Source organism: Kribbella sp. CA-247076 (assembly GCF_050942445.1).
Classification (GTDB): domain Bacteria; phylum Actinomycetota; class Actinomycetes; order Propionibacteriales; family Kribbellaceae; genus Kribbella.
Genome location: NZ_CP192052.1, coordinates 1 through 22,285, shown reverse-complemented (window position 1 = coordinate 22,285; position 22,285 = coordinate 1). Strand labels below are relative to the sequence as shown.

Annotated in this window: 28 protein-coding genes and 1 riboswitch; of the genes, 7 read left to right on the top strand and 21 right to left on the bottom strand. The window is 69.6% G+C overall.

The features are described from left to right. Positions 1–536 precede the first annotated feature (536 nt). Positions 537–1,040, top strand: a complete 504-nt coding sequence (locus ACQPYZ_RS36240; protein ID WP_433169886.1) for a hypothetical protein — start codon at positions 537–539, stop codon at positions 1,038–1,040. Positions 1,041–1,507: 467 nt separating this feature from the next. After that, positions 1,508–2,452: a hypothetical protein gene (locus tag ACQPYZ_RS36235; protein ID WP_433169884.1), complete on the top strand. Its 945-nt coding sequence runs from the start codon at positions 1,508–1,510 to the stop codon at positions 2,450–2,452. A 28-nt stretch (positions 2,453–2,480) separates the two neighbouring features. Here ACQPYZ_RS36235 and ACQPYZ_RS36230 read toward each other — a convergent pair whose 3' ends face one another. The 7 genes from ACQPYZ_RS36230 to ACQPYZ_RS36200 form a co-directional block, all read right to left on the bottom strand. Beyond that, positions 2,481–3,479 carry an HD domain-containing protein gene (locus ACQPYZ_RS36230; protein ID WP_433169882.1) on the bottom strand — a complete coding sequence of 333 codons (999 nt, stop codon included), beginning with the start codon at positions 3,477–3,479 and terminating at the stop codon, positions 2,481–2,483. Then, positions 3,464–4,399, bottom strand: coding sequence for a hypothetical protein (locus tag ACQPYZ_RS36225; RefSeq protein ID WP_433169880.1), 936 nt, complete (start codon positions 4,397–4,399; stop codon positions 3,464–3,466). Before ACQPYZ_RS36225 ends, ACQPYZ_RS36230 begins: the two co-directional genes overlap by 16 nt. A gap of 1,131 nt (positions 4,400–5,530) precedes the next feature. Further along, the gene (locus ACQPYZ_RS36220) at positions 5,531–5,683 is read right to left on the bottom strand and encodes a hypothetical protein (RefSeq protein ID WP_433169878.1); all 153 of its coding nucleotides are present in this window, start codon (positions 5,681–5,683) and stop codon (positions 5,531–5,533) included. Continuing rightward, positions 5,680–6,378 carry a DUF6338 family protein gene (locus ACQPYZ_RS36215; RefSeq protein WP_433169876.1) on the bottom strand — a complete coding sequence of 233 codons (699 nt, stop codon included), beginning with the start codon at positions 6,376–6,378 and terminating at the stop codon, positions 5,680–5,682. The genes ACQPYZ_RS36220 and ACQPYZ_RS36215 overlap by 4 nt, the downstream gene beginning before the upstream one ends. 124 nt (positions 6,379–6,502) lie before the next feature. Beyond that, the gene (locus ACQPYZ_RS36210) at positions 6,503–6,664 is read right to left on the bottom strand and encodes a hypothetical protein (protein ID WP_433169874.1); all 162 of its coding nucleotides are present in this window, start codon (positions 6,662–6,664) and stop codon (positions 6,503–6,505) included. 80 nt (positions 6,665–6,744) lie between these two features. Then, positions 6,745–6,900: a hypothetical protein gene (locus ACQPYZ_RS36205; protein ID WP_433169872.1), complete on the bottom strand. Its 156-nt coding sequence runs from the start codon at positions 6,898–6,900 to the stop codon at positions 6,745–6,747. After that, positions 6,897–7,589 (bottom strand): RNA polymerase sigma factor, encoded by a 693-nt coding sequence (locus ACQPYZ_RS36200; RefSeq protein ID WP_433169871.1) that lies wholly within the window; start codon positions 7,587–7,589, stop codon positions 6,897–6,899. Before ACQPYZ_RS36200 ends, ACQPYZ_RS36205 begins: the two co-directional genes overlap by 4 nt. A 280-nt stretch (positions 7,590–7,869) precedes the next feature. Further along, a riboswitch (cyclic di-AMP (ydaO/yuaA leader) is annotated at positions 7,870–8,036 on the bottom strand. A 308-nt stretch (positions 8,037–8,344) separates the two neighbouring features. Between ACQPYZ_RS36200 and ACQPYZ_RS36195 the strand changes: the two genes are divergently transcribed. Next, complete coding sequence (locus tag ACQPYZ_RS36195; protein ID WP_433169931.1) at positions 8,345–8,698, top strand: hypothetical protein; 354 nt, start codon at positions 8,345–8,347, stop codon at positions 8,696–8,698. Beyond that, a complete protein-coding gene (locus ACQPYZ_RS36190; RefSeq protein WP_433169929.1) occupies positions 8,698–8,964 on the top strand; it encodes a hypothetical protein in 267 nt (88 codons plus the stop codon). The genes ACQPYZ_RS36195 and ACQPYZ_RS36190 overlap by 1 nt, the downstream gene beginning before the upstream one ends. 42 nt (positions 8,965–9,006) lie before the next feature. On the opposite strand, the gene ACQPYZ_RS36185 is transcribed toward ACQPYZ_RS36190, so the two are convergent. From ACQPYZ_RS36185 to ACQPYZ_RS36150, 8 genes are all read right to left on the bottom strand, one after another. Then, positions 9,007–10,044: an ATP-dependent DNA ligase gene (locus tag ACQPYZ_RS36185; RefSeq protein WP_433169927.1), complete on the bottom strand. Its 1,038-nt coding sequence runs from the start codon at positions 10,042–10,044 to the stop codon at positions 9,007–9,009. Between the two features lie 22 nt (positions 10,045–10,066). Beyond that, on the bottom strand, positions 10,067–10,276 hold the full coding sequence (locus ACQPYZ_RS36180) for a hypothetical protein (RefSeq protein ID WP_433169925.1): 210 nt from the start codon (positions 10,274–10,276) through the stop codon (positions 10,067–10,069). 394 nt (positions 10,277–10,670) lie between these two features. Further along, on the bottom strand, positions 10,671–10,940 hold the full coding sequence (locus tag ACQPYZ_RS36175; RefSeq protein WP_433169923.1) for a hypothetical protein: 270 nt from the start codon (positions 10,938–10,940) through the stop codon (positions 10,671–10,673). Next, positions 10,937–11,272, bottom strand: a complete 336-nt coding sequence (locus ACQPYZ_RS36170) for a hypothetical protein (protein WP_433169921.1) — start codon at positions 11,270–11,272, stop codon at positions 10,937–10,939. Before ACQPYZ_RS36170 ends, ACQPYZ_RS36175 begins: the two co-directional genes overlap by 4 nt. Continuing rightward, positions 11,269–11,532, bottom strand: a complete 264-nt coding sequence (locus tag ACQPYZ_RS36165; RefSeq protein WP_433169919.1) for a hypothetical protein — start codon at positions 11,530–11,532, stop codon at positions 11,269–11,271. The genes ACQPYZ_RS36170 and ACQPYZ_RS36165 overlap by 4 nt, the downstream gene beginning before the upstream one ends. Before the next feature lie 130 nt (positions 11,533–11,662). Next, on the bottom strand, positions 11,663–12,220 hold the full coding sequence (locus ACQPYZ_RS36160) for a hypothetical protein (RefSeq protein WP_433169917.1): 558 nt from the start codon (positions 12,218–12,220) through the stop codon (positions 11,663–11,665). 100 nt (positions 12,221–12,320) lie between these two features. Beyond that, positions 12,321–13,139 (bottom strand): ABC transporter permease, encoded by an 819-nt coding sequence (locus ACQPYZ_RS36155; protein WP_433169933.1) that lies wholly within the window; start codon positions 13,137–13,139, stop codon positions 12,321–12,323. Between the two features lie 444 nt (positions 13,140–13,583). After that, positions 13,584–13,796 carry a hypothetical protein gene (locus ACQPYZ_RS36150; RefSeq protein WP_433169915.1) on the bottom strand — a complete coding sequence of 71 codons (213 nt, stop codon included), beginning with the start codon at positions 13,794–13,796 and terminating at the stop codon, positions 13,584–13,586. 214 nt (positions 13,797–14,010) lie between these two features. On the opposite strand from ACQPYZ_RS36150, the gene ACQPYZ_RS36145 reads away from it, so the two are divergent. From ACQPYZ_RS36145 to ACQPYZ_RS36135, 3 genes are all read left to right on the top strand, one after another. Continuing rightward, positions 14,011–14,964, top strand: coding sequence for a ParA family protein (locus ACQPYZ_RS36145; RefSeq protein ID WP_433169913.1), 954 nt, complete (start codon positions 14,011–14,013; stop codon positions 14,962–14,964). Then, positions 14,961–15,584, top strand: a complete 624-nt coding sequence (locus ACQPYZ_RS36140; protein WP_433169911.1) for a hypothetical protein — start codon at positions 14,961–14,963, stop codon at positions 15,582–15,584. The genes ACQPYZ_RS36145 and ACQPYZ_RS36140 overlap by 4 nt, the downstream gene beginning before the upstream one ends. A 272-nt stretch (positions 15,585–15,856) precedes the next feature. After that, positions 15,857–16,057, top strand: a complete 201-nt coding sequence (locus ACQPYZ_RS36135; RefSeq protein WP_433169909.1) for a hypothetical protein — start codon at positions 15,857–15,859, stop codon at positions 16,055–16,057. Between the two features lie 59 nt (positions 16,058–16,116). On the opposite strand, the gene ACQPYZ_RS36130 is transcribed toward ACQPYZ_RS36135, so the two are convergent. The 6 genes from ACQPYZ_RS36130 to ACQPYZ_RS36105 all read right to left on the bottom strand — a co-directional run bounded on the left by ACQPYZ_RS36130 (position 16,117) and on the right by ACQPYZ_RS36105 (position 22,270). Next, positions 16,117–17,697: a hypothetical protein gene (locus ACQPYZ_RS36130; RefSeq protein WP_433169907.1), complete on the bottom strand. Its 1,581-nt coding sequence runs from the start codon at positions 17,695–17,697 to the stop codon at positions 16,117–16,119. After that, positions 17,694–17,912 (bottom strand): hypothetical protein, encoded by a 219-nt coding sequence (locus tag ACQPYZ_RS36125; RefSeq protein ID WP_433169905.1) that lies wholly within the window; start codon positions 17,910–17,912, stop codon positions 17,694–17,696. The genes ACQPYZ_RS36130 and ACQPYZ_RS36125 overlap by 4 nt, the downstream gene beginning before the upstream one ends. 229 nt (positions 17,913–18,141) lie before the next feature. Continuing rightward, a complete protein-coding gene (locus ACQPYZ_RS36120) occupies positions 18,142–18,321 on the bottom strand; it encodes a ribbon-helix-helix protein, CopG family (RefSeq protein WP_433169903.1) in 180 nt (59 codons plus the stop codon). A gap of 88 nt (positions 18,322–18,409) precedes the next feature. Further along, positions 18,410–20,623: a hypothetical protein gene (locus ACQPYZ_RS36115; protein ID WP_433169901.1), complete on the bottom strand. Its 2,214-nt coding sequence runs from the start codon at positions 20,621–20,623 to the stop codon at positions 18,410–18,412. Between the two features lie 229 nt (positions 20,624–20,852). Continuing rightward, positions 20,853–21,845 (bottom strand): hypothetical protein, encoded by a 993-nt coding sequence (locus tag ACQPYZ_RS36110; RefSeq protein WP_433169900.1) that lies wholly within the window; start codon positions 21,843–21,845, stop codon positions 20,853–20,855. Further along, on the bottom strand, positions 21,845–22,270 hold the full coding sequence (locus ACQPYZ_RS36105; RefSeq protein ID WP_433169898.1) for a hypothetical protein: 426 nt from the start codon (positions 22,268–22,270) through the stop codon (positions 21,845–21,847). The genes ACQPYZ_RS36110 and ACQPYZ_RS36105 overlap by 1 nt, the downstream gene beginning before the upstream one ends. Positions 22,271–22,285: the final 15 nt, after the last annotated feature.

Genomic DNA, 22,285 nt, shown 5'->3' with positions numbered 1-22,285 from the left:
GCTAGTCGGGACTACAGGCGCGTGACCAGACTCGATCTGGTGCCTGTCAAGTGGCCGACAATCAAGAGTTATCAGCACACACCTATCTAGAAAGGTCGACTCGGTCCGGCGGTCCTCAAGCGGGACTCGACGTCGAACATCTGAGCGAAGTGTGACCTGGGCCACAGGATTTGGTGCACGACCTCCGCCCACTTTTCTTGGAAAGCATTCGAGATGCGTGGCGGCGGTAGCCACTGAGGGGGTAGCGCACGCAGCGGCGGTAGCCACTGAGGGGGTAGCGCACGAAGGTTTTATGTTGCGCCCTGTTGGCGTGTGTTCCGTCCGAGATCGTCCCAGATCGAGCTATTCCTCGACCTCAGGGTCGACTCTTACTGGGCACCCACTTGCTGGGTGCCTCCGAGGTTGTCGATGTTGGGTTGGCGGCCACGGTCCTACCGGGTCTCCTGTTGGCGCAGGGGACCCGGATCTTTGTGGGCGCCCCGATCCACATCGTCACAGCTTGGTCCGGTGGACCGGAATGAGTCATCGTGCTCGGCATGGTCTTCAACATCTTCACGCTGGTAATCGCGTTGGCGGCCCTGGTGCTGTCCGGTTTGTCCTGGCGGGCCACCTACAAGCAGGCGGAAGAAGCCGAGCGCTCCCGGCTGCTGCTCGAGGACCAGGTGCACGAGCAGTCGAAGCCGGCCTTGCGGTTGGAGTTCGGGGCGATCCCCGAGCAGGGCTGGATCCCGGTCGATCTGTGGTGTCCGGTCGCCTTCGACTCAGCGAAACTCACGGTGCCAAACGAGTACCTCAACAAGCTGTTCGCTGGTCTCGGTCCAGGACCGGCCGACCCGTATCGGCACGAGTACAGCCCGACGTACGACCTTCCCGCGACGGCGGCCGGCAGCACCGTTGGCTGTGGTTTGTGGGTTTATCACGCCTCCGAGCTTGCCGGCCGGACGTTCCGCATCCTGTGCGAGGTTAGGTCGGGCGGCCGGTCGTGGAGCTACGTGGTCGAGCACACCGTCGATGACCCCGATGGACCGCACCTGTGGTGAAGGAGTTCGTACTCGCCCGAGCAAAAGACAGAGGGCCTCGCATTAGCGAGGCCCTCTGCCAGTAGGTTCGCGGCCCGGAGTGCCCGGAGGCACACTCACACCCGAAGGCGATATAGCCGTGCGGCCACACCCCGGGTTGCCTGACCAGCAGCGGTTTTAGGCATTTCGCCTCGTCGCACGCTGACGGGTCTGGCCCCGTTTCCCTACCTAGGGTCGCGCTATCTGCCTCGCCGCTACCTGGACCACAACCAGGCCGTGCGGGCATCAGCAACCCATTACTACCAGTCTACCACGGATCGGCTGGTCAGGCAAGCGGTAGTGTGCACGAAGACCCCTGCGCTTGTGCCGGGGTTAGGGCCACTTGTACCCACTGTCACCCCTACGTTAGTGTAGGGGTGACAGGATCGTCTATACATTGACCTATAGGATGACTTGTAATGTCGCATAATTACCGTAACGCGCCGGGGGTGGATCAGCCCCAAGCAACGCTCGTCGACCGCCAGTCCGCGTCCCGATCGCGCGACGGTGTACGGCGACCCAGCGAGGAAGCCCTGGCGGCCGCAAGAGACCTCTCGCTTCGGGTACACGAGCGCGCCCATCTACCACTTCGGCGGGCATTCGCGGAACTGCCAGATTTCGACCTGCTTCCCGAGGACATCGCCCGGCCTCTGCCGGCGATCACGCCGCTGGCTCAGATGCTGCGCGGCGGCCGCGGCGGTAGCGTCCGGCTCCGGCTCTACCTGAGCATGCTGTACCTGGCCGCCGCTCCCCCGCACGAAGTCACCTACCCAGCACGCGCATGGGCACAACTACTCGATCTGGAAAACCCCACCACCGCCGGCACACGCCGCGTCTCCGACGCCATCAAGTGGCTCGAACGCAACCGGTACGTCGAGGTGGTCCAAAACGTCGGCGGCCCGAACACCGTCCGGATGATGTCCGAACTCGGCGACGGTAGGCCCTATCGCCTGCCCGGCGAGTCCTATAACCGGCTCCGCCACAACTTCGAAGCCGCCTCCGTCCACCGCTACATCCGCCTGCCCGGCGGCTTGTGGAGATCGGGCTGGATGGCCGTCCTTAGCCCCGCCGCACTCGGCATGCTGATCATCCTCTACACCCAACTCGGCGCCAACAGAGCCGAGGACACCACCGTGTGGATCGCCCCCGACTACGCCGCCGAGACCTTCCAACTGTCCGAAGAGACCCGCAGCCGCGGGCTGAACGAGCTCGAGGCCGGCGGCCTCATCACCGTACGGCGACGCGCACTAGCCACCACCGAGGCCTTCAGCATCCGCAGGTATCGCAACGTCTACAACATCAACCTCGACGCCTTCGACAGCCCCGCAGCAATCCCTGAGCGAACCCCCGGCGAAGCCCGCCGCCGAACCCCCGACTTCGGAAAGTACTTCTGACCACCGCCTCTGGATGATGGTGCTTCCTCTAAGCGGCCGCGCCAACGAAGGCGAACGGGACGGTCGGCTGGTCGGCGTACGCCAGCAGCGTTGCGTCGTCCATGGTCATCAGATCCTGGATGACGCGCAGGCAGGCTACCTCCGACAGGGATCGGGTGATCCCGAGCGACCTTCCTACACGCACGAGCGCGCGCCCCATGGCTCGTGCGACGAGCTCGGCCTGGCTCTGCACCGGGATCGACACGTAGAAGGTGTCGTAGTTGTGCTGCCGAAGGTGCGCCATCGCGACTGCTGCTGGGTCTTCCATCGAGATGAACCCGGTACGTCGGCTTGCCTGGGTGACCGCAGTTTCAAGGGCTGCACGTTGCTCGGCGTACGTCGTACCCAGCTCAGTTCGAATCTCTACCGGCAGGTCGTCGGCCTGGGCGATCCCGAGAGCGATCGCGTCGGCCCGGTCCCTGGTCAGGTAAGCGATTCGATCGGCCCACCGCACAATCTCTGCTTCGGCCGACCCAGAACTGCGCGTCGACCAGGAGTGGTTCCGGACGCCCAGCAGGGTCTCAGCGGTGAGGTTGAGGGGTTCCAGTGCGAAATCCGCGGCGTAATCGGCGTGGTTGAAGGCTGGCCAGTGCTGCCGGATGACGGCCTCACCTACGTGTGACAACGGGGGGTGTCCACAGTCGTGAGCCAGACCGATCGCGGCCGCGAGCTCAACGCGCAGTCCCAGGCCAGCGGCCAGGTTTGCGGCGATCTCGGAGACTTCCTTGCTGTGCACCGCGCGGCTGCAATGACCGCGGCCAGCGCCCACGAACACCTGCCCCACGCCGGCCATCCTGGCCAGCTGGGGCGCCTCACGCACCCGATCTAGATCCTCGGCCCATCTGGTGTCCGCGATCAGGGCATCCCCAATCGGATACAGCTGGCCGCCGCTGGTCAGGCGAGTGCCCGCCCAGCTCATCGGACCGAGGTGGGTGGAGATCCACCGCTGCCGGCTGGCGGCCAGTCCGGCGGTCAGCTGGCGCTCCACTTGCGCACCTCCTCGGCCAGTGCTGCACCGGCCTCTGCGTACGGACCAAGGTCGATTGGCGCCGGCGGATACTGCGTGAGGCTCACGCATTCGTCCAGGAATGCCTCTGCGGTGGTGTAGCTCTTCATGGGGATCGAGTAGCGAAGAGCGGCCAGTGGGGAGACGCTGCGCAGTACTCGCAGGACCTCTGCCGAGATTTGCCCGCTTGTGACGATGGGTTGCCCGTGCAACTGAGCCAAGACATACGCGGCTACGCTGCCGAGTGCCGTCTCGTACTCCGCTGCGTCGTAGTCCTTTCCGTTGAGGCCCAGGCCTCGCGTGGCCCGCTTCACTGCCCACCACAGCTTGATCAGGCTGAAGTCCTCGCCCTGGCCGGTCGGCTCGGTCGCTTTGCGGCGTTTGATGACGAAGACCGGACGGGATGGATTGCGGGCCTCTGGGACGCCGTTCGGGAGGACATTCGTCGTGATCCAGGTGGCTAGGTCTTCGGAGTTCTTGATCCGGCCGCGTTTGCCGAGAAAGGTTGTCGCGTACCGGATCGCGGCCAGCGGGGCAGCGGTCTTGAGTTCCGTCAGAACCGCATCACCGATGACGACGGTCGGGATAGGCCGCCGCGGCTGGGGGTCGAGGCGGCGGAGCACTGCGTCGGCGATCTTGGTGATCTGCGGGTCGCGGCTGATGGTGCTCACGGCCGCCAGCCGAATGCTGTACTCGAGCTTGTTGCGCCGGTCGAACGGCTCAACGTCGCCTGAAGCCCGTACCACTAGCAGCTCAGGCTCCTCCGGCCTCTCCACCGTGAAGGTCGTGTGCTGCTCCGGGCCGGCACAGATTCGCTCACGACGAGCAGTCGTACCGCCCAGCACCGTGGTGCGAGAGACCCTGGTCTCCGCCCCGCAAATCGCGCACTCATAGTTCGCCATGACTGGAGTGTGCGCGCTGAAAGAGGAGTCCGCAATAGGCGGCTAAATACAGCACGTCCGGAATTCGGATGTGCATATATCGCAGTTCTCTAGGGAATTCGGAGAGTCAGAAGCTAGATGCAGCAACGGATAGCTCCACCCCGCAGATGTTCCCGAAGAGGCTGCGGGCTGTCATCCTGAGCCTCAACAAGGCAGAAGGGCCGGTGGCTAGACCGACCCTTCAGTCATCTCCCGGCGGGCTAGGAACCAACAAGGAGAACACACAAATGCTTGCACACATCCGGGCCCCGCGCCCACCGACAACACGGCATCGTCCCCGTCCACACCGCTCTCAGCGGGTCGTCCGGCGCTGCGCCTACCCCACACCGTTGCCGGTGCGACGCCGAATCCGGTGCGCTGGATACGCGGCCTTGGTCCTCATCTCGGCCCTGCTTCCGAACCTCGTCGAGATCCACATCCACCTCCACTGACGCGAGGGCCCCGGACGCCGGGGCCCTCATCCCTGTCCGATCGCACATGCTCGCCGTGTCAGCTCAACGTCCCGGTGTGCGGGCTGCCGCTCGCTGGAGAGGCCGGCAACTGGACCGTGCCGCGCGGGAGGGAGCTCAAGGTCGGCAGCCAGTACGTCGCCGACGTCGACCGGGTGGTGGCGTCGCTTGTTCATCTTCTTGACAAGCGCCTGCAACTGGTCAGGTGTCGCGTCGCCCGGCGCCGCACCACGACCCGGTACGGCGGGACGACGAGCTGCTGAATCGGCTCTAGACCGAATGAGGTAGCCCGGCGCTGATGCGGAGCCTCCTCCCTCGTTGCCGGGTGCCCCTACTTCTTGGCCGGTGCACCGCCGCTGGTGGGGGGCGGCGGAGGCGGCGTCTTCGGCGGTGTCACCTTCGGGGTCGTCGACGGCTTCCAACCTTCGGAGATCCGTCGGCGCGGCGGGGTGGCGTTAGGCATGGGGGCTACTTCCTCGATCGGGTGGCGGGGCGTGGTCTGGCCTATTCGGTCTGCTTCGAGGGCTTGCCGCCACTGGGCGGTGGTGGGGGCGGAGGAGTCCGCGGCTGCACCGGACGGATCACGGGCCGGGGCTTCCAGCCCCGTTCCTCTGTCGGCCCGACGCCGATCACTCGTCTGTGGTCATTCGGCACTGGTGGGACCACCTTTGCTGGGCTTGGGGGGTGGGGGGACGACGGACTGCCGCTCTTCCCGCGTCTTGTCCTTGCTCGGGCTCTTCTTGCTGACAGTCTTGGCCCGGTAGCCACCACGCCCGGGCGGGAGATTCTTAGTCATCGGCCTACCTGGCCCTCCTCGCTCTGCGTCTCCAGTGTGCGTTGGTCCGGGTTGTCGAGAGCGATGAGCTCGATCGAGATCGCCGACTCGCACGACACGATCACCCCCTCGGAGTCCGGGATGACCTGGCCGACCCGGCCGTCCTCGTCGACCTGGTAGCAGTACTCGAGGAACAGCTGGTGCTTCTCCGGGAACGACGTGCTGTAGGAGTTCTCGCCGTAGTAGCCGGCGATCCATTCCTTCTCTGCGGTGAGGATCCGCACGAAGCACGGGCCGCGGTCCTGGAACGCCTTGTCCCAGGCGGTCGGGGTGGCGTCGTACTGCAGCCTGCTCGTGAACCACTTCGCCGGCCACCGTTCCCGGAACCAGTTCACGGCCTTACTGTCGTCGGGGATCAGCGCCAGGAAGGCTGGTATGCCGAACCCGCCGACGAGCGCGATCAGCGCTCCGGTCCGGATGTGGTGGATGAGCCAGCCGGTGCCGTTGACGGCATCGACCAAGAGCTGGCCGCCGATCGCGAGGTAGGCGAGGGCGAAGATCGCGGATCTGGCGATCGCACCGACCAGCCTGGTTGACAGGTCGACGTCGGCCGGGCGCCGGCCACGAAGGTGGACACGCACGCCCTGGTAGACGAACCCGGGCACGACGAACAGCAGCACGATGAGCAGCTGGGTCGCCGTGGTGGGGATGGACATCGACTCGTACCCGTACCTCTCCTGCCAGCCGGGCACTGCGGGAGGGCTGGCAAACTACGACGCTCGGGGTACCGAGGACGATTCTGGCGTTCTCGGTACCCCGGGCTTCTAGCGCGCCTCGAGGTCAGGCCTCGCGGCGGACACCCTTGAACGGCTTGCCGTTGGCCTTGCCGTCCATGAAGCGCCCGCTGCCGGTGTCGCGCTTGGTCCACCCACTCGGGGTGCGGACCTGCGACCGGCCGGTGACGGCGCCCTTGCGATGGTTGTTGCCGGTGTTCTTAGCCATGATTGGCTCTCCTTGGTGCTGCACGCCGGGTTCTGGTTGAACTCGGCTGGACACCTTGGGTGTATGTGCGCCGGCGCTTGTTACCCCCCATCCTTCGTCGCACGTTTTTGCCGGAACTGCGCCGCCCGGGCGACCGCGTTCGCGGCCCGGATCGCTGACACGCTCTGGCGCTGTTCCCTCGCCTTCTTCGTGCCCAGCGACGACCTCTCGACCTTGATCCGGATCTGATCACTCATGCGCCCCTCTCCCTCCGCATCCGAGCACGCTGGTTGGCCACCGCACGCTCGACCGCTTTCGTCGTCATCCCCAGCGCGACGGCGATCTCCTGCTGCTTCAGGCCGTCGGCGAGCAGCCGGAAGATCTTGCGATCCCGCGGGCTCATGCCCTCCAGCAGCCGCTCGCCGTACACCATGTCGATCACCAGCTGGTCCGGGCTCGGATCGGGCCGGTCCAGGAACTCGACCGACTCGCCGACCGGCAGCACCGTGGTCGGACGGGCATCGTGCGCCCGCCAGGCCCGGTAGATGTTCGGGAACCTCATCAGGCACTGCCCGATGAAGAACGTCCGCAGCGACGCGCCACGCCGGTAGTCCCACCGGCCCTTCACGAGAACGTCGTCGCGAAAGTGCACCAGCGACTCACCCACCGTCTCAAGCACCAGGTCTTCGACCAGGCCGGGGTCGTCGAACGAACCCGCCGGCGGGGCCTGCAGTCCGCCGTAGCCGCGCTGCTTGCAGTAGTGGAAGATCAGCCCGCGGCGGCACCAGCTGCCGATGACCGCGATCCCGTACTTGGCCAGCTCGTCCTGGAAGTACTCGAAGTCCAGGCCGGTGAAGTTCTGGAACGCCAGCATCGTGACCAGGTTGTAGTCGGCGACCAGACGATCGACCTGCTCGGCACCTTCGACGTCGTCGGCCGCGCTCACCCAGTCCGAGTCCTGGCCATCTACGTGTGGTTGTAACCGCGCGCCCGCACGCGCCGGCGCCTGGGTCGGCTCGGCGGAAGCGGGTGGCATGAACAGCCCTTCGTCAGGAGAGACCACGACGCCCGTCGGGGTCTCTCCCTCGTATGTGCGCCACCCCCGATTACCCCCCACCTCAATCTGAGATTTCTGCGGATCGTTGTCCTGCACGCGCACAGCGACCGCATCACGCTCATCCTCGGGCACGCCGAAACTGCCCGTGAGCCCCGTTGTGGGCATAGCTGATCCCTTTGACTACCCGCCTGCGGAGTTAGCTGTCGGGTTCGAGCGGGGATTCATCGCCCGGTCCGCTCCCGCGGACTTCACCCCAGGGCCTCAGCCACTCACGGCCGAAGGCCCAACTTCCTGGGTCCCCCACCGCTGCCGTAGGTCGTTCGAGGGGGAGCATCTGGGCCCGGCAGCGCTCGGCGTTGACACAGACACAGCCCGTCGTGATCGGTGGGCCAGCAGCAGGATAAGACCTACCACCGACAACTTTGTGAGGATCACGGCCACGACCGGCGGCCCGATCGGCACCCCGAAGGCGGGCTCGATCGGGAGTTGGGGGCGAGTTCGGCAGTCCGGGCCGTAGGGCGGTCCCGGATCGCCGCCCAGTCGCCGCGGGGCGATGTAGTCAACAACTTGGCGTGTTGCGTTCGGGGTGGCCGGTTGCCACTCCAGTTCTTGGCTTACTCGAACACATGTTCGATACTGGCGAGGTGGAGACCAGGTTCTCTGTGCGACGAGCAGCCGCTGGCAGCGGGTTTGGGGTCTACGACTCCGCCGTCGACGACTGGTGTACACCGGCAGGCCTCGAGCAAGGCGCCGCGGTCGACCTGGTCGACGAGCTCAACCACCGGGTGGCAGCCGGCCGCCGCATCGACGGTGTGCGATGGGAGGCTCCACGCCGGGTCCAGGCCGCTTCGTGGGAGCCGGCCGGGACGATCGATGTGTGGATCCGCGACCGCGGCGAGTGGTACGCGCGGGTCCTTGACGAGACCGGCCGCGTCCGCTGGCACCCGGGGCAGGATCTTCGGCCCATCGAAGTCCAGGGCGAACGGATGGCTGGCTGATGGCCGCCCGGGGTCCCGAGATCCGGCTGGCCGGCGGTCCCGGAGATGGGCAGGTGTTCACCGAGGCCGACTTCGAGGCGCGCATCCTGGCGGCGCGGAGGATGCGCCGTACGACGCCGATCGGTCCGGGGTGGGCACTCGGCTACCGGCGGCCGGCCAGCGGCCTGCAATGGACGTGGGCCGATGGCCAGAACTGTCACCCGCTCGAGGGCGTCGATCCCGCGCTGCTGAAGCCGTACGGCTCGTTCCTGCGCGACGGATCGTGAAAGACGGCCCGCAGACCCACCCGGCGAGCGAGCACGGATCGTTCAGCCGGCAGAAAAGGCTGGGAGGTCGCCGGGTGTGAGGTCGGGGCGCGTCCGCACGAACCGCATCGCGTGGCGGATCTGGCCGGCCTGGGTGGCGGCGTCGGCCGCGACCTCGGCGACCACGAGCGGCTCGACCTTGGTCAGCGGCTTCTTCGAATCCCGCCCGCCCCACCGGTAAGAGGTGATCTCGTCCGGCCATGGATGCCCGGGCCCGGCCGGGGTAAGGACGGCGGCGAGCTCGCGCGACTGCGACTCGGTCAGCACGGTCGTACGTCCGACCACCACCAACTCCCCACCAGCGTCACCAGCGCCACCACCGGCGCCGTCGCGGTAGAGGCCGGCGATCACGACCTCCGGGCGGTCGATCGGTCCGACCACCCCGCCGACGATGACCTCGCGAGTGTCGCGGTGCTTGACCTTCAGCCACTCGCGCCGGCCGCCGGCGTACCGGCTGGCCGCGCCCTTGCAGACCAGGCCCTCGATGCCCATCGCGCCCGGCAGCACCTCGAACCACTCCCGCGCCTCGTCGACGTCGCCGGTCGCCGGCGACAGCTGCAGCGGCGGCACCCACCCTTTCGCCAGGACCTCGAGCCGGGTACGGCGTACCGTCCAGCGCTGCGGACGCAGGTCGACCCCGGCGGTCGAGAGCAGATCGAACGCGACATACGACGCCGGCGACGACGCAATCAGGCCCCGGACCTTGGCCGGGGCGGTGACCAGGCGGCGCTGCAGCGCGTCGAACGACAGCCGGCCGTCAACCAGGATCACCAGCTCGCCGTCCAGCACCACCCCATCCGGGACCTGTCGTACGGCGGCCTTCACGACGTCGGGGAACCGGTCGGTCAGCTCCTTGCGCTGCCGCGACCAGATCCGCGCCCCGTCCCCGCGGCGCACGATGCACGCCCTGAACCCGTCGAACTTGGGCTCGTATCTCGTGCCGCCAGGCAGCGCGCCCGGGCCGGGGATCTCCTCTACCGCCCTCGCCAGTTCGAGTTCGACCGGCCCGGCCAGATCCGTCGGGAGCCGCACCCCAGACACCGCGGCCGACGGTACGGCGGCGTCAGTCCGCCGTACCCGAGGCATCCCCGCGCCTCCCCCGCCGTTCCCTCAACCGTCTCAGCCACGGGTCGTCCGGTTCACCGAACGGCGGCCACACCACCACCACCTGGTCGACGACGTCGCCGGGATCGCGCAGCGGGCACAGCCGGTGATGCGCCGGAACGCTCGCTGCCCCGTCGCACTTCCCGCACCGCCACACCCAGTCGGCCATGACACCAGCATGCGCCCCTGTGGATAACCCACCCCGGGACAGCGGCCGATCCGGCAAGCTGAGAGGCGTGGGCCGGGAGCGAGATCACCGGCACCGGCACCCGTCGTGCGACCCCCAGATTCACCGGATCCGGGGTGCCCGGCCCGCCGCGCAGGTCACTCCCGGCCCACCCAATCCGACGCCTCTCACTGCTAGTGCGAGAGGTGTGTGACTCAGGCTGGCAGGACGAGGGTCACCCGCGCGCGCTCTGGTACAACAAGCAGCCGTTCGCCTTGGGTTCCCGCCCCTGGAGCGGGCCACGCGTGCGCGCGACAGATGAACCTGTCCCGGAATTCCCCAGACATGAGACGGCCCCGGCGCAGCCGAGTGCACCGGGGCCGAAGGGATTGTGAGGCTACGCCTTGTCGGCGCTGTCGGTCAGCTCCCACGTGACTTTCCAAAGCTCGCCGTGATCGCGCCACGCGGCGCTGTTGGCCCACATCCGCGACCACCAGGGCAACGCGAGTTCTGCATCGCACACGCGGTCGTTCGCTGCCCAGAACTCCGGGGTTTCGTGGCGAATGCCTGCGTCCAGTTCCCGGATGGCGTTCTCGGCTAGCGCACGGTCCGCGGCGACGAATTCGGCGACGGCCGTGCGAGCAAGGGCGAGGTATCGGCGGATCACCCGCGCCACCCCCAGACCGGCTCGGATGCGGCGCGGGTGTCCTCAGCCCAGCGGGCCGTGTCGGTGACACCCCAGACGACCAGCCGCCATCCGGAGCGGGCGGCGGCGTACTCGCGCGCTCCGGGTAGGCAGTCGTCGACCAGGGCGAGCCCGAGCCGGTCGGCCCACGCGGTGAGGATCTGGCTGGCCTCCTCGTCGGTGGCGTCGACGTCGACCTGTCCGCGGACCTCGTCCGGGCAGACGTACCAGGTCAGGGGCGTGAGGTCCGAGGCGAGCTGGTTGAACACGCCGGCGGCCTCGGACAGCAGCTCGAGGAACGTCGGCGCGGTCATCGGGCCGACTCCCGGTCGGGTCCGACGGACAGCCGCGGCTCGGGCATGTCGGGCAGCGGGTTCTGGATCACGTAGGGCAGCACCCGGGCGGACCAGTCGGCCGGGCCGGTCGGGGTCGAGACGACCAGGGATCGCACGGTCGCGAGGACGCGCTGTGTCTCGGGGTCGAACCGCATTCCAGGGTTGGTGTCCATCACGGCGGCCACGGCTCCGAACAGCCGGTTGATGTCGTCGACGGTGAGGATCACAGGGTTGGTCATCGCTTCGTCGCCTTCCGGGTTCGGGTCATCTGGTGCAGGTGGGGGCAGCACGCGCCGCCACAGAACCGCTGGTTCCGCGGGGAGCACCACGGCTCGCAGCGGTCGGGGCGGGGCGGCGTCGTCCGGCGGATCATCGGGAGACCTCCCACCAGTCGACGTCGGCCGCGGACGGCGGTACGCCAGGGATCGCGCCTAGCGCGTGCGCGGCGCGCCAGGCCGGGATCGGGGTGACGAGTCCGATGCGTTGAGCACAGAACATGACGGCGTGGGTGTCGGGGACGAGGTCGCCGGCCAGCGGAAGGACGCCGGCGCCGACGTCGAACAGCGCGGCGAGGATGTCGACGGCGAACCGGGCCGTCGTCGGCGTACCGGCCAGGGGCGCGGCCAGGGCCTCCAGGACCCGGGCGATGTTGTCCGGCGGGAACTCGAGGGTGTCGAACCGGTGGCCGTCGACGCCGGTCAGGCGGTCGCGGCGGATGGTGACGTGCCGGTCGGTCAGGTACTCGACGCCGTCGAGCTCGACGGTCCACAGCCAGCCGCGGTGACCGGGGCGGACGTGGTGACCGAACACGCGGTGCGCATCGATCCGGAGTACGGCGGACAGGTCCGGGATCGGCGGGGCCGACGGCGCCGGGTTTCCGGGGCGTTCCGGGAAGGCGAGCACGGTCCCGGTGGTGTCGTGGGTCATGATGAGGGTTGACTCCTTGCCTTGTTCGGGTTGGGTGTCTCTGGCGGCCGGTCCCGGGGTCCAATTCGGGGTCCGGCCGCCGCTGCCGTTACGGGGTGGTTCAGTCCTCGGCGCGGATCAGGTGCGCCAGCGCGGCGCCCATGCCGAGTACGGCGACGGGGAGGATCGCGACGACGGTCGTGATCCACCAGGGGGCGACGGTGACGCCGGCGGCCTCGAGCAGGTGGAACGCGACCTGACCGGCCGCGCCCAGCCCGAGCGACGAGAGCGCCGAGATCATGGCGAACTTCCGGGCCCGGGCCGGGGCGCGGCCGGACAGCCAGACGTGCAGCGCGAACGCGGCATAGGTCTCGACGCCGATCGGGAGGGTGATCGCGGTGTTGAGCGTGAACCCGTCGGCGATGCCGGGCAGCGGGTGCACGACGCCGAACCCGGTCATCTCGCCGAGCCCTACCCACCCGGACCAGACCGCGACGAACGCGGGCAGCGCCAGCAGCAGCACGGGCCACGGGTGGAGCGGCTTCGACGCCTTGCCTTCCGTCGGGGTTTCCGTGTCGCGTTCCGCGGCCGCGGCCGGGTCGGCGTTCCGGTCGACCGTTCCGGCCTGGGCCCGGGTTTCCGCCTGCCGTTCCGCCCGGGCGGCCGGGTCTTGGCCGGATTTCCAGCCGTAGTCACGGGGCGGGTCGATCAGTCCGGGCGGAACGGCGAGCGTTCCGGCGCCCGTGGCGACTTCCGGGCCGGTTTCCGGCGACGGGGTCGCGGCCGGGTCCTGGACGGTCCAGGACGGCGCGGCCGCGTACGGCCCTGTGGCGGCCAGAGCGTTGGGACGGCCAGAGGGCCGCAGATCGGCTGTCGGCGCTTTCTGGGCCGGGTTCTGGGCGAGTCGCGAGGGGTTTTCGGCCGGGCCATCGTGTGCCAGCGCCGGTTTGGGGGCCGATGAGGTCGCGGCGGCGGTTTCTGTGGTGGTTTCCGCCGTAGTTTCCGCGACGGGCTCGGCATCGGCCGGCAGAGCGAGCTCGTCGATGTCGGCCGTTCCGGTTTCCCGGCTGCGCTCCCCCGCGGTTTCCGGGGCCGGGTCCGGAACAGGCCGGGCCGTTCCGCGTTCCGCCTCGCGCTCCGCCTGGACCTCGGAGCGGATTCCGCGTGCCCACCGGTCGGTCCGGTCGAACAGCTCGGCGAGCTGCTTCGCGGACGGGTCGCGGCCCTCGTCGAGCTCGGCGCGGTAGTGGTCCAGGGCGCGTTCCCGGAGCTCGTGCGCCGGGATCACTGCGGTCTGGGTCATGATGGGGTATCTCCGTTCGGTGGTCTCAACCTGCGGGGTTCCGGCCCGGCGCGATTGCTCTCCAGCTCGCGCCGGGCCGTCTCACTTCTCGAGGTCGGCGGCAATCGCGGCCGACAGCTCCGGGTCGCGCAGCATCCGGGCAGCGAGCGCTCGCAATACACCGGCCTGAGTCGCGGCCGGCGAGCCGGTGTTTACGCACCACAGACGCAGCTTGCGGCGCATCTCCGGGTCCAGGTCGACGGGAACCCGGTACGGCCGGGTGCGGTTCGGTTCCTTCGTGACGGTGGTCGTCATGTCACAGACGGTACGCCCTGGACTGCATTACGTCCATACGTCGCGTATAGCCAGTTGTATAGCATGATTAGCAACAGGTCAAAGGATTCGCTTGACCTGCAGTTTTTCCGGCAAGTACCGGTGCGACACGCCCAGCCCGGCAGATTGCTGGATCGTATGGCGGTATGAGTCACTGGGCCTGAGACCACCCCAGATGCACCACCGGAGACACCCCATGACTCAGCTCGAACCCGCAGCCCTCCATGCCGCGTGCCGCCGCGTCGTCGCCGTCGTCAACGGCAAAGGCGGCGTCCTCAAGACCACGACGGCGGCGAACCTGGCCGGGCAGGCGGCCGACGCCGGCCACAGCGTGCTCCTCGTCGACCTCGACCCGCAAGCGAACCTGAGCGAGGACCTCGGGATCACGCAGAACGGCGCCGGCGCGGACGGGGGAGCGGCGCTGTTCGACGCGATCGCCCGCGGCAAGGAACTGGTGCCATCCCACCCGGGGATCCGGGACCGGCTCGACCTGGTCGCCGCGGACCCGATGAACACGGCCGCCCTGGTGGCGTGGCTCGCAGCGCACCGCGACCCGGGCGGCGTACTGGCGCTGGCGCGGGCGCTGGCGCCGATCGCGCCGCGGTACGACCTGGTCGTGATCGACCTGCCGCCGGTCCTCGAGGAGCTCCGCCGGATCGCGCTCGCCGCGGCCCGCTACCTGGTGATCCCGACGCAGAGCGACATCAGCAGCCTGAAGGGGATGCGGTTGATCGCGCAGCAGTTCGCGCAGGCGCGGCAGGTGAACCCGGACCTCGAGCTGCTCGGGATCCTGCTCGTGCTCGTTCCGGAGTCGGCCCGGGCGATCCGCGACGACGTCACGGCGTCGATCCACGCGGACTTCGGCGGAAACGCGCCGGTGTTCCGGACTGTGATCCGGCATGCGCTCGCGCCGGCCCGGGACGCGCGGAAGCGCGGCCTGCTCGCGCACGAGCTGGAGACGTTCGTTCCGAGCCAGGCGGAAACCTTCGCGCGGCTCAGGCAGCGTGCCGCCGGGGCCACGGTGGAACGGGCGGTGTCGTCGACGGCGGTCAAGGTCGCCGCGGACTGGGCCGGGTTCACGGAAGAGACGCTGATGCGGATCGCGGAACGCGAGGCGGAACGTTCCGGGGAAGGCGGGGCAGAACGATGAGCGCTGCGGAACGGAAACCACCAGCTGGCGGCCTTCCGCCGGCCGATCTCGGTACGGCGTTCGGTACGGCGGGGGAGCGGCGGGGCCGGCTGGGCGCGATCCTTCCGCCCGCCGGCGGCAGCCCTGCCGTGGCGGAACGTCCCACGGAGACCAGTCCGGAGCGCGCACCGGTCGAGCCGGAACGCGAACCCGCGCCACCGGCCGACGTACCGGCCGCCGAGCCTGCCGGCGCCGACGTCGACCTGGTCGACGAGGACGCGCCGAGTCAGGGAACGCGGCAGCTGATCGTCTACATGCCGTCGCAGTTGCGGGCGCGGTTGCGACGGGCGGCGGTGGGGTCGACGCAGCTGAACGTGATGCTGGACGCGGTCGAGCAGACCGAGTCGGCCGGCATCCTCGGCGAGCTGGTCGCACGCCACCAGGCGCCAGACACGTCTGGCCTGTTCGCTCGGCGACCGGCTCGCGGCGCCGAGTCGAACGTGCAGGTGAACGCGCGGGCCTGGCACCAGCACGTCGACGTCCTCGACCGGCTCGCGACCAGGTACGGCACGAACCGGTCCGAGCTGATCCGGGTCGCGCTCGAGCATGTGCTGCCGGGCGGGCCGCGCCGGCGCCAGTGACCGGCTCATACGGCGACTCACCCAAAGCAGCGACTCACACGACGGCTCATGCGGGCGACTCACACGGGAAATGCGGTTCTGACCTGCGGAAACGCCGATCGACTCATCGGCTCACACGGGAGAGCCGGGATCCGGACTCAACGCGCGCAGGCGCGCGCGCACGCGCGTGCGCGCGCAAGGACCCGAAGTCAAGCCCGCCGCGGGCGGCGGGACTTTCGCCGACGGATCGGATGCAATGGACCGCCAGACCACCGACGACAGGAGCGCAGGACATGGCACGGGTTGAGCTGCGGGAGATCGGCAAGGGCGGCCGGACGTACCACGTCAAGACAACCGACGTTGCCGTCGACGGCAGCGACGAGGAGGCCTGCACGGACCTGCTCCGCCGCATGGCCCGGCAGCACGGCAAGAAGGCCGGCGACTGCGAGCTGAAGGTGAAGGTCGGCACCCGGACGAAGACGTACCGCGTCTGACCCGGTCCGCCGGCACTTGGCAAACCTTGGCCCCCCTCGAGCCGATCGGCTCGAGGGGGTCACTTCGTTGTGCCGCCGTGCATGGCCATGGCCAGGGCGCGGCGGGCTGCCTTCCACGCGTCGCGCGCCGAGCTGATCGGCAGCGGAACGGCGGCGGCCCGTTCCCGGGCGGCCTCGGCGCGGCGAGCGTCGGCTGACGCGGCGGCCCGCTCGTTCTCAAGCACCAGGTCGAGCCGCGGGTGATCGTTGGCCGGGTCGAGCTGCTCGAGGTACCACTTCAGCAGCCCGGCCGGGCTCGTGACCGCACCAGCAGCGGCCCGCTCAGCGCGCACCTGGTCCGCCGTCGACGAGCTCGCCAGATTCGCGCCGGGCGAGTACCGGCCCTGGCGGCGGTTGATCGCGTCGAACGCGGCCACGAAGTCGTCGGGCCGCCACACCAGCGGCAGCCCGGGCACGGTGAACCGGCGCAGCTGCATCGCGATCCGGCCAGGCTGTACGCCGCGCAGCCACAGCACGCGGCGGGTCAACACGACTGCGATGTCTCGATGCGGCCCGAACCAGCCGCCACGGCCCGCCTGGCGGCGCTGAGCGGTGCTTCTCGCGGGGATCCCCCCAGGGCGGGTCGATTTGGTGCACCCCCTTCGGTTGCGAGCCCGCGAAGCGGTCGACTTCACCCCGTGAGGAACATGGGTGACTAGAGCGAGACAGGACAGGTACTGGGGGCGCGTACCACTATGTGGTAGTCCCAAAATGTCGACATTTCCAAGGTGTGGGGTTGGGCTCGGGCGGCGGTTTTCCACAGGCTGTGGAGCGTCGGACGGGGCAGGGTCGGCTGTGAGGACCGGGGATGGGGCGGAGCCGGCCACAGCAGGCGCGCCACTGTGCGCTGTGGCGCCTGGAACCGGCCCGGAGACCACTGGGGAAGGGGTGGCCGCTCGGAGAGCCCGGAGAGCCGCTGAGAGCCGGTCGGCCGGGGTGACGAGCTCGACCAGGTCGCCGACGTCGGCGTACCGGGTAGCGAGCAGTTCGGCCGGGTGCTCCCCGGTGGTCAGGGCGCGGGCGAACGCGGCCGGCACGACGAGCGCGTACTCAGGGGTCAGGCCGCGCTGCTTCGATCCCTGCCGCCACAGCCGCATCCGGTGCTCGTACCCGAAGCACACCGACTGCTCGACCTGCACGGCCAGCCCGAGCCGCTCCAGGGCGCGCCAGCACGCCCGGACGGTCTCGACGGTCACGGCCAGGCCGCGGGCCAGCTCGGGGTACGCGCGGCGGACACCCCGGCCGGTGGTGTCGTCGGCGGGCGCGGCCACCAGGGCGGCGAACTTGCCCAGCGTCGCGGCGCTGACCTTGCGGTGGATCTGTTCCGGGAACCAGACGCCGGCGGCCATCTCGACCAGGGCGAGCCACTGATCTCGGCTCGACCACGCCGGAAGGCCGGCGTAGGCGCCGGGCATGGCCTCGCGCTCGACGGTCTGGCGCTCGCCGCGGTCGCGGGCCAGGGCACGGTGCGCCTTGTGGCGCAGCTGGCGGCCGACGATCCGCAGGTCGGCGCGGTGGTTCAGGTGGGTCGACCCGGCGAACGCCAGTACGACGCTGACGTCGGCCCACGCACGGCTCGACGACATGGCAGCGGCGGTCACGCGACCACCCCGAGCCGGGCGGAGCGGCGATCCCACGCGACGGGGGAGGGTTCCTCGAGTGCGGAGATGAGCGCGCGTCGGCGCTCGACGACAGCGGCGAGCGAGTCGTGGAGGACCGGGGGAGGGTCGGCGGGGGTCTGCGGGGCGCCGGGGTGCCAGGTGAACGCGCGGCCGTTGGGGACGCGCTCGGCTTCTAGGGAGCGGATGAGTTCCACTCGGTCACCTGGCGGACACGGCTCGTCCGGTGATGAGTGCAACACGACAGGACGGGGGTCAGTCCCGTACATTTGAGATGTCCTTAGAGCTAGCAGAGCGGACAGGGACAGCCCCTCAATGCGCGGCCGGCAAACCAGCGCGAGGGGTTAGAACACCCGTAGGACGGCGATCCCACGGATTGACAGCGGCCCGGTTGGCAAAGCCGGGCCGCTTCGTTTTGTTAGGTCGTCATGACGCCACCAGGTCTTCCTGACGGTCCGCGAGGTAACGGCGGATCGCTTCGCGCCCGAGGTCAGACGGCGTTTGGCCGTCGGCTGCTGCGAGCCGACGCAGGGCTTCGCGCTCCGGCGGGTCGAGGCGTACGCCGACGACGATGCGCGGTGGCTTGAGTCCTCTCCTGGCCCCCATCGGTCCTCCGGGAAGTTGGCAACGAATCGCGTTAACGCTATTGCTGCGAACGCGCAGATCGCGGGAGCCGCGCCGGGCGTGTTTGCGGTCATGCGCCCACCTCGTCGCCGACCAGGCGCACTCGCGAGCCGTCCCGGGCCGCGAGCTCGTCGCCGACCAGGGCGCCGACGTGTCGGTTCACCTGAGCCTTCGACAGTCCAGTCGCGGCCTCGAGGGCGGCCCGGGTCGTTCCATCCGGCCCGGCCTCCCGGAGCGCGTCGACGACCTTCTGCCGTGACTGGGCGCCCTTCGCGGTGGTCAACTCGAGCAGGGCCGTCGCGGCGTCGTCGACCAACTCGGCGACCTGCATCCCGGTCACGGTTTCGGTGGCCGGCGCCGGGGTCTCGTCGTGGTCCTTCACCACAGTCAGCCGCGGGCCGGACTCCGCCGACGCCGCCGTCGAGCCGGACCGTGCCCGCTCCATCTGGGCGAGCCAGTCTTTGCCGGTGAACCGGCCCGAGTACAGCCCGGTCTCGCCGTCCTCGTGCTCGTCCGGGGCGTCAGCGGCGGCCAGGTCAGCACCGAGCAGGCCGCGCGGCGCGAACCCGTCCAGGAACGGCTTCAGCTGGTCCGGCTTGGCGATGTGCTCGACCCGTGCCCGCTCCGCAGCGACGATGCCGCCGGACAGGATCGCGGACCAGCCGCCACCCTCGGGGAGGCTGCGCAGGTCGACCTCCTCCGACGTCGCCGACAGCGTCATCGTCGCGCCGGACGACGTACCCGGGCGGAGACCGATCACGTTTCCGCCGGCACCCATGAGGTTGGTCTTCACGTTCATGCCGCCCGGGACCTGCCCGGCCTCGGCATTCTGCACGGCCAGCTTGAGCGACACCCCCAGCGCGCGGCCGCGCTCGGAGATCGCCTCCACCATGCGTTCCTCGGGCTTGCCGTCGATCGCCTCCTGCACGGTGCGGCCCTCGTCGATCACCAGCTCGAGGACCGGATCGGGGCCGTTCACGTCGAACCCGGACAGCCCCATCTGGCCGTATCGCTTCTCGCGGGCGACCAGGACGCGGTGTGCGATGCGGATCGCGCGCTTCCACGCGAGCGGCTCGAGCGCGGCCAGGTCCATTACGCCGGCGATCTCGGGTGAGGACGTGCCGCGCTTGCCGTCGACGTACAGCACGACCGACCGGCCGGACAGCACCAGCGGCAGCAGGACGACGTTGTACGCGTTCGACTTCCCGGAGTTCGACGAGCCGATGAGCATCAGGTGCCGGACACCGTTGGTGTCGAACAGGCGAATGCACGCCTCACGCCCGGCCGGGGTGACCGCGACCGGGGCGCGGCCGTCGTCGTACAGGCGCGGCCCGGTCCACAGCTTCGACACCTTCTCCAGCTGGCGGGACGGTGTGAGTTCGATGCGGACCTGACCGGCGTTGTCGCGGACGAGCGAGACCTTCGCCGTGCCGACGCCGATGTTCAGCGACCGCTCGAGCCACTGCCGGACCTCGGCGGTCGCGACCTTCTCGGCGTGCACGTCGGCGCGCAGCTGGACGACGGCGACGATCGTCCCGGGCTCCGGTTCGTCGAGTCCGACGATCACGGATCCGGCGAGCCCTTCCGGGCCGTTCAGTACGGCGTGCGGCCAGGCGGCGATCAGCTGCGAGGCGGCGGCGGACCGCTCCGGGGTCACGTCGTCGTCGCGGCGGATGCTGCGTGACTTCAGCCAGTCGACGACCGGCGACCCGGTCAGCACGCCCAGCGCGCCGGCGGCAATCACGACGGCGGCGGCGGTCCAGTGCAGGCCGGCGGCGTTGGCAACACCAAGCCCGGCCGACCACACCCCGGCACCGGCCGCCCAGCGGCCCACGATGCGCCGCTCTGCCCTGGACAGCCAGACCCGGCCGCCGAGCTCGTCGGGTCCCTTCTCGGCGGTCAGGTACCCGGCGCCGGCGGTCGCGGCGAGACCGAGCACGGTCAGCACTGGCGACACCGCGCCGGCGCCGATCGCGGTCCCGGCGCTGGCGACGATAGGGGTGAGCTGCCAGCGGTGACGCCACGCGAGACGACGCGCGACCGTGAACGCCTCGGCGGTCTGCTCGCCTGGCCGCCGCTTCACGGGCAGTCCGGCGGGCTGGACCGGCACCAGCGCCGAGCCCGGGGCGGCGACCAGGCCGGGGACGGCGGTCGCGGCCGTGCCGAGCTGCGGGAGCTGCGGGACGCCCGGGATGACCTCGCCCCGGTTGCCGGCCTTCTTCCGGCGGCGCGGTGATGTCGTATAGGTGCCGGTGATGGTCAGCCACTCGGGCGATCCCGGCACGACATTGTGTGCGGTGGGCTGTGCGGTCGTCTGAGCCGTGCGCGTGCCCGGCTTGGCTGTGATCCACGATGACCGGCGGGCGGGACGGGCAGGGGCGGCCGCGGCGGCTGAGGTCGCGCGGTGCTTCTTCACCATCAGGCGGGTTCCTCTCTCGTGTGGTCTCAGCGAGTTGTGGTGTCCCGGCCCGGTCGTGAGCCGTCGCCCCCTGCGGGGAGCCGGGACGACGGGGTCAGTTGCCGCGGAACGCTTCGGTCTTGCCGCGGGCCTTGACGGCCTCGGCGGCCTCACCCAGACCACGGGCCTTCGTGACCTCGGTCCGGGCAGCGGCAAACGCTTCGGCGACGGCGGGCATCTTCAGCGCGCCGACCGTCTCGGCGATGTTGGTCACGGACCGGTCGAGCCCGGCCGTGCCCCAACCGGCCGCGGTCCAGCGCTCGGGCAGGTTGTTGCCCCACTTGCGGACCTTGTCCATCGCTTCCGCGACCAGGCCGACCGCGGCCTCTACGGCCTTCAGCTCCTTCTCGTAGTCGTCGATGTTCGACAGTTCGGTGTTGGCGAGGGACATGGCGATTGCTCCGTTCGGTGCGGTGTTGGTGTTGGTGGTGGTGGCGCCGGTAGGCGCCGATTCCGGGGCGGGCGTGAGCGCCGTCTCCGGGGTCTTGGGGGCGGTGGTCGATTCCGGCGCCCTCGGGGCGGCGTCAGGGACGGCTTCCGGCGCGGTGGGCGCCGGTTCGGGCGCCTGCTCCGGATCCGGGGTGACGCTGTTGCCGTCCTGGTCGACGACCAGGCCGCTCGCGTCACTCGTCGGTGCGGTGCGGGGCCGTCGTACCCGGCGGGGGAACGCCCAGCCGCGGGACGCCTTCGGCGCGGCGTCGTCGGTGCTCGAGCTCGGCTGGTCGACGTCGGCCCGGTTGCGGCGGGCCCGGACCGTGCCATGGATGCCGCGGGCAAGGGACGCCGTACCGCCCGCGACGCGGCCAGCACCGCGGGAGCCACGCGACCAGAGATCACGGCCGGCGTCGCGGCGGGTGCGGGCGGCCGCGACCCCCTCACGCCAGCCGTCGAACATGGCCCGCTGGCGGGGCGACTTCTTCCGCGCCTTTGGGGTCTTGCCGGTTGCCGCACCCCGCGCAGCGCCGAACAAGCCGCGGGTTAACGCGAGGGAGACGCGGTCGGGTGCAGCGACCAGGTACATCACGGCGAGGACGGCGAGGATCTCCATCAGAACAGCCCTCCAACCGCGTTGGTCAGGGCCTGCCCGCCAGCAGTGATGACGGTGTCGAACGCGTCACCAGCGCGGCCCGGAACCATCGCGACCAGCGACGGCACGACCAGGCCGGCGATCACCAGCCAGTCCGGCGGGTCATAGGAGAAGATCCGCCCGGGCAGCATTCCGCCGATCCACAGCCCCGCCAGAGCGGCAGCGATGATCCAGGCGATCGACGTACCGACCGCTCCGTTCGAGATGCCGTCGATGGACCGGACGAGCCAGCCGATCGTGCCGTCGATTAGCGCGCCGAGCCACCCGGCGGCACCGATCAAACCCGCACCCACAAAGGAGAATCCGGCGACCCGCACCAGAATGAAATCGGCCCAGTCGGGCGTGAAGCGCATGCAGAACATCGCCGCGAAACCGAACGCGGTCATCAGAATCCAAGACAT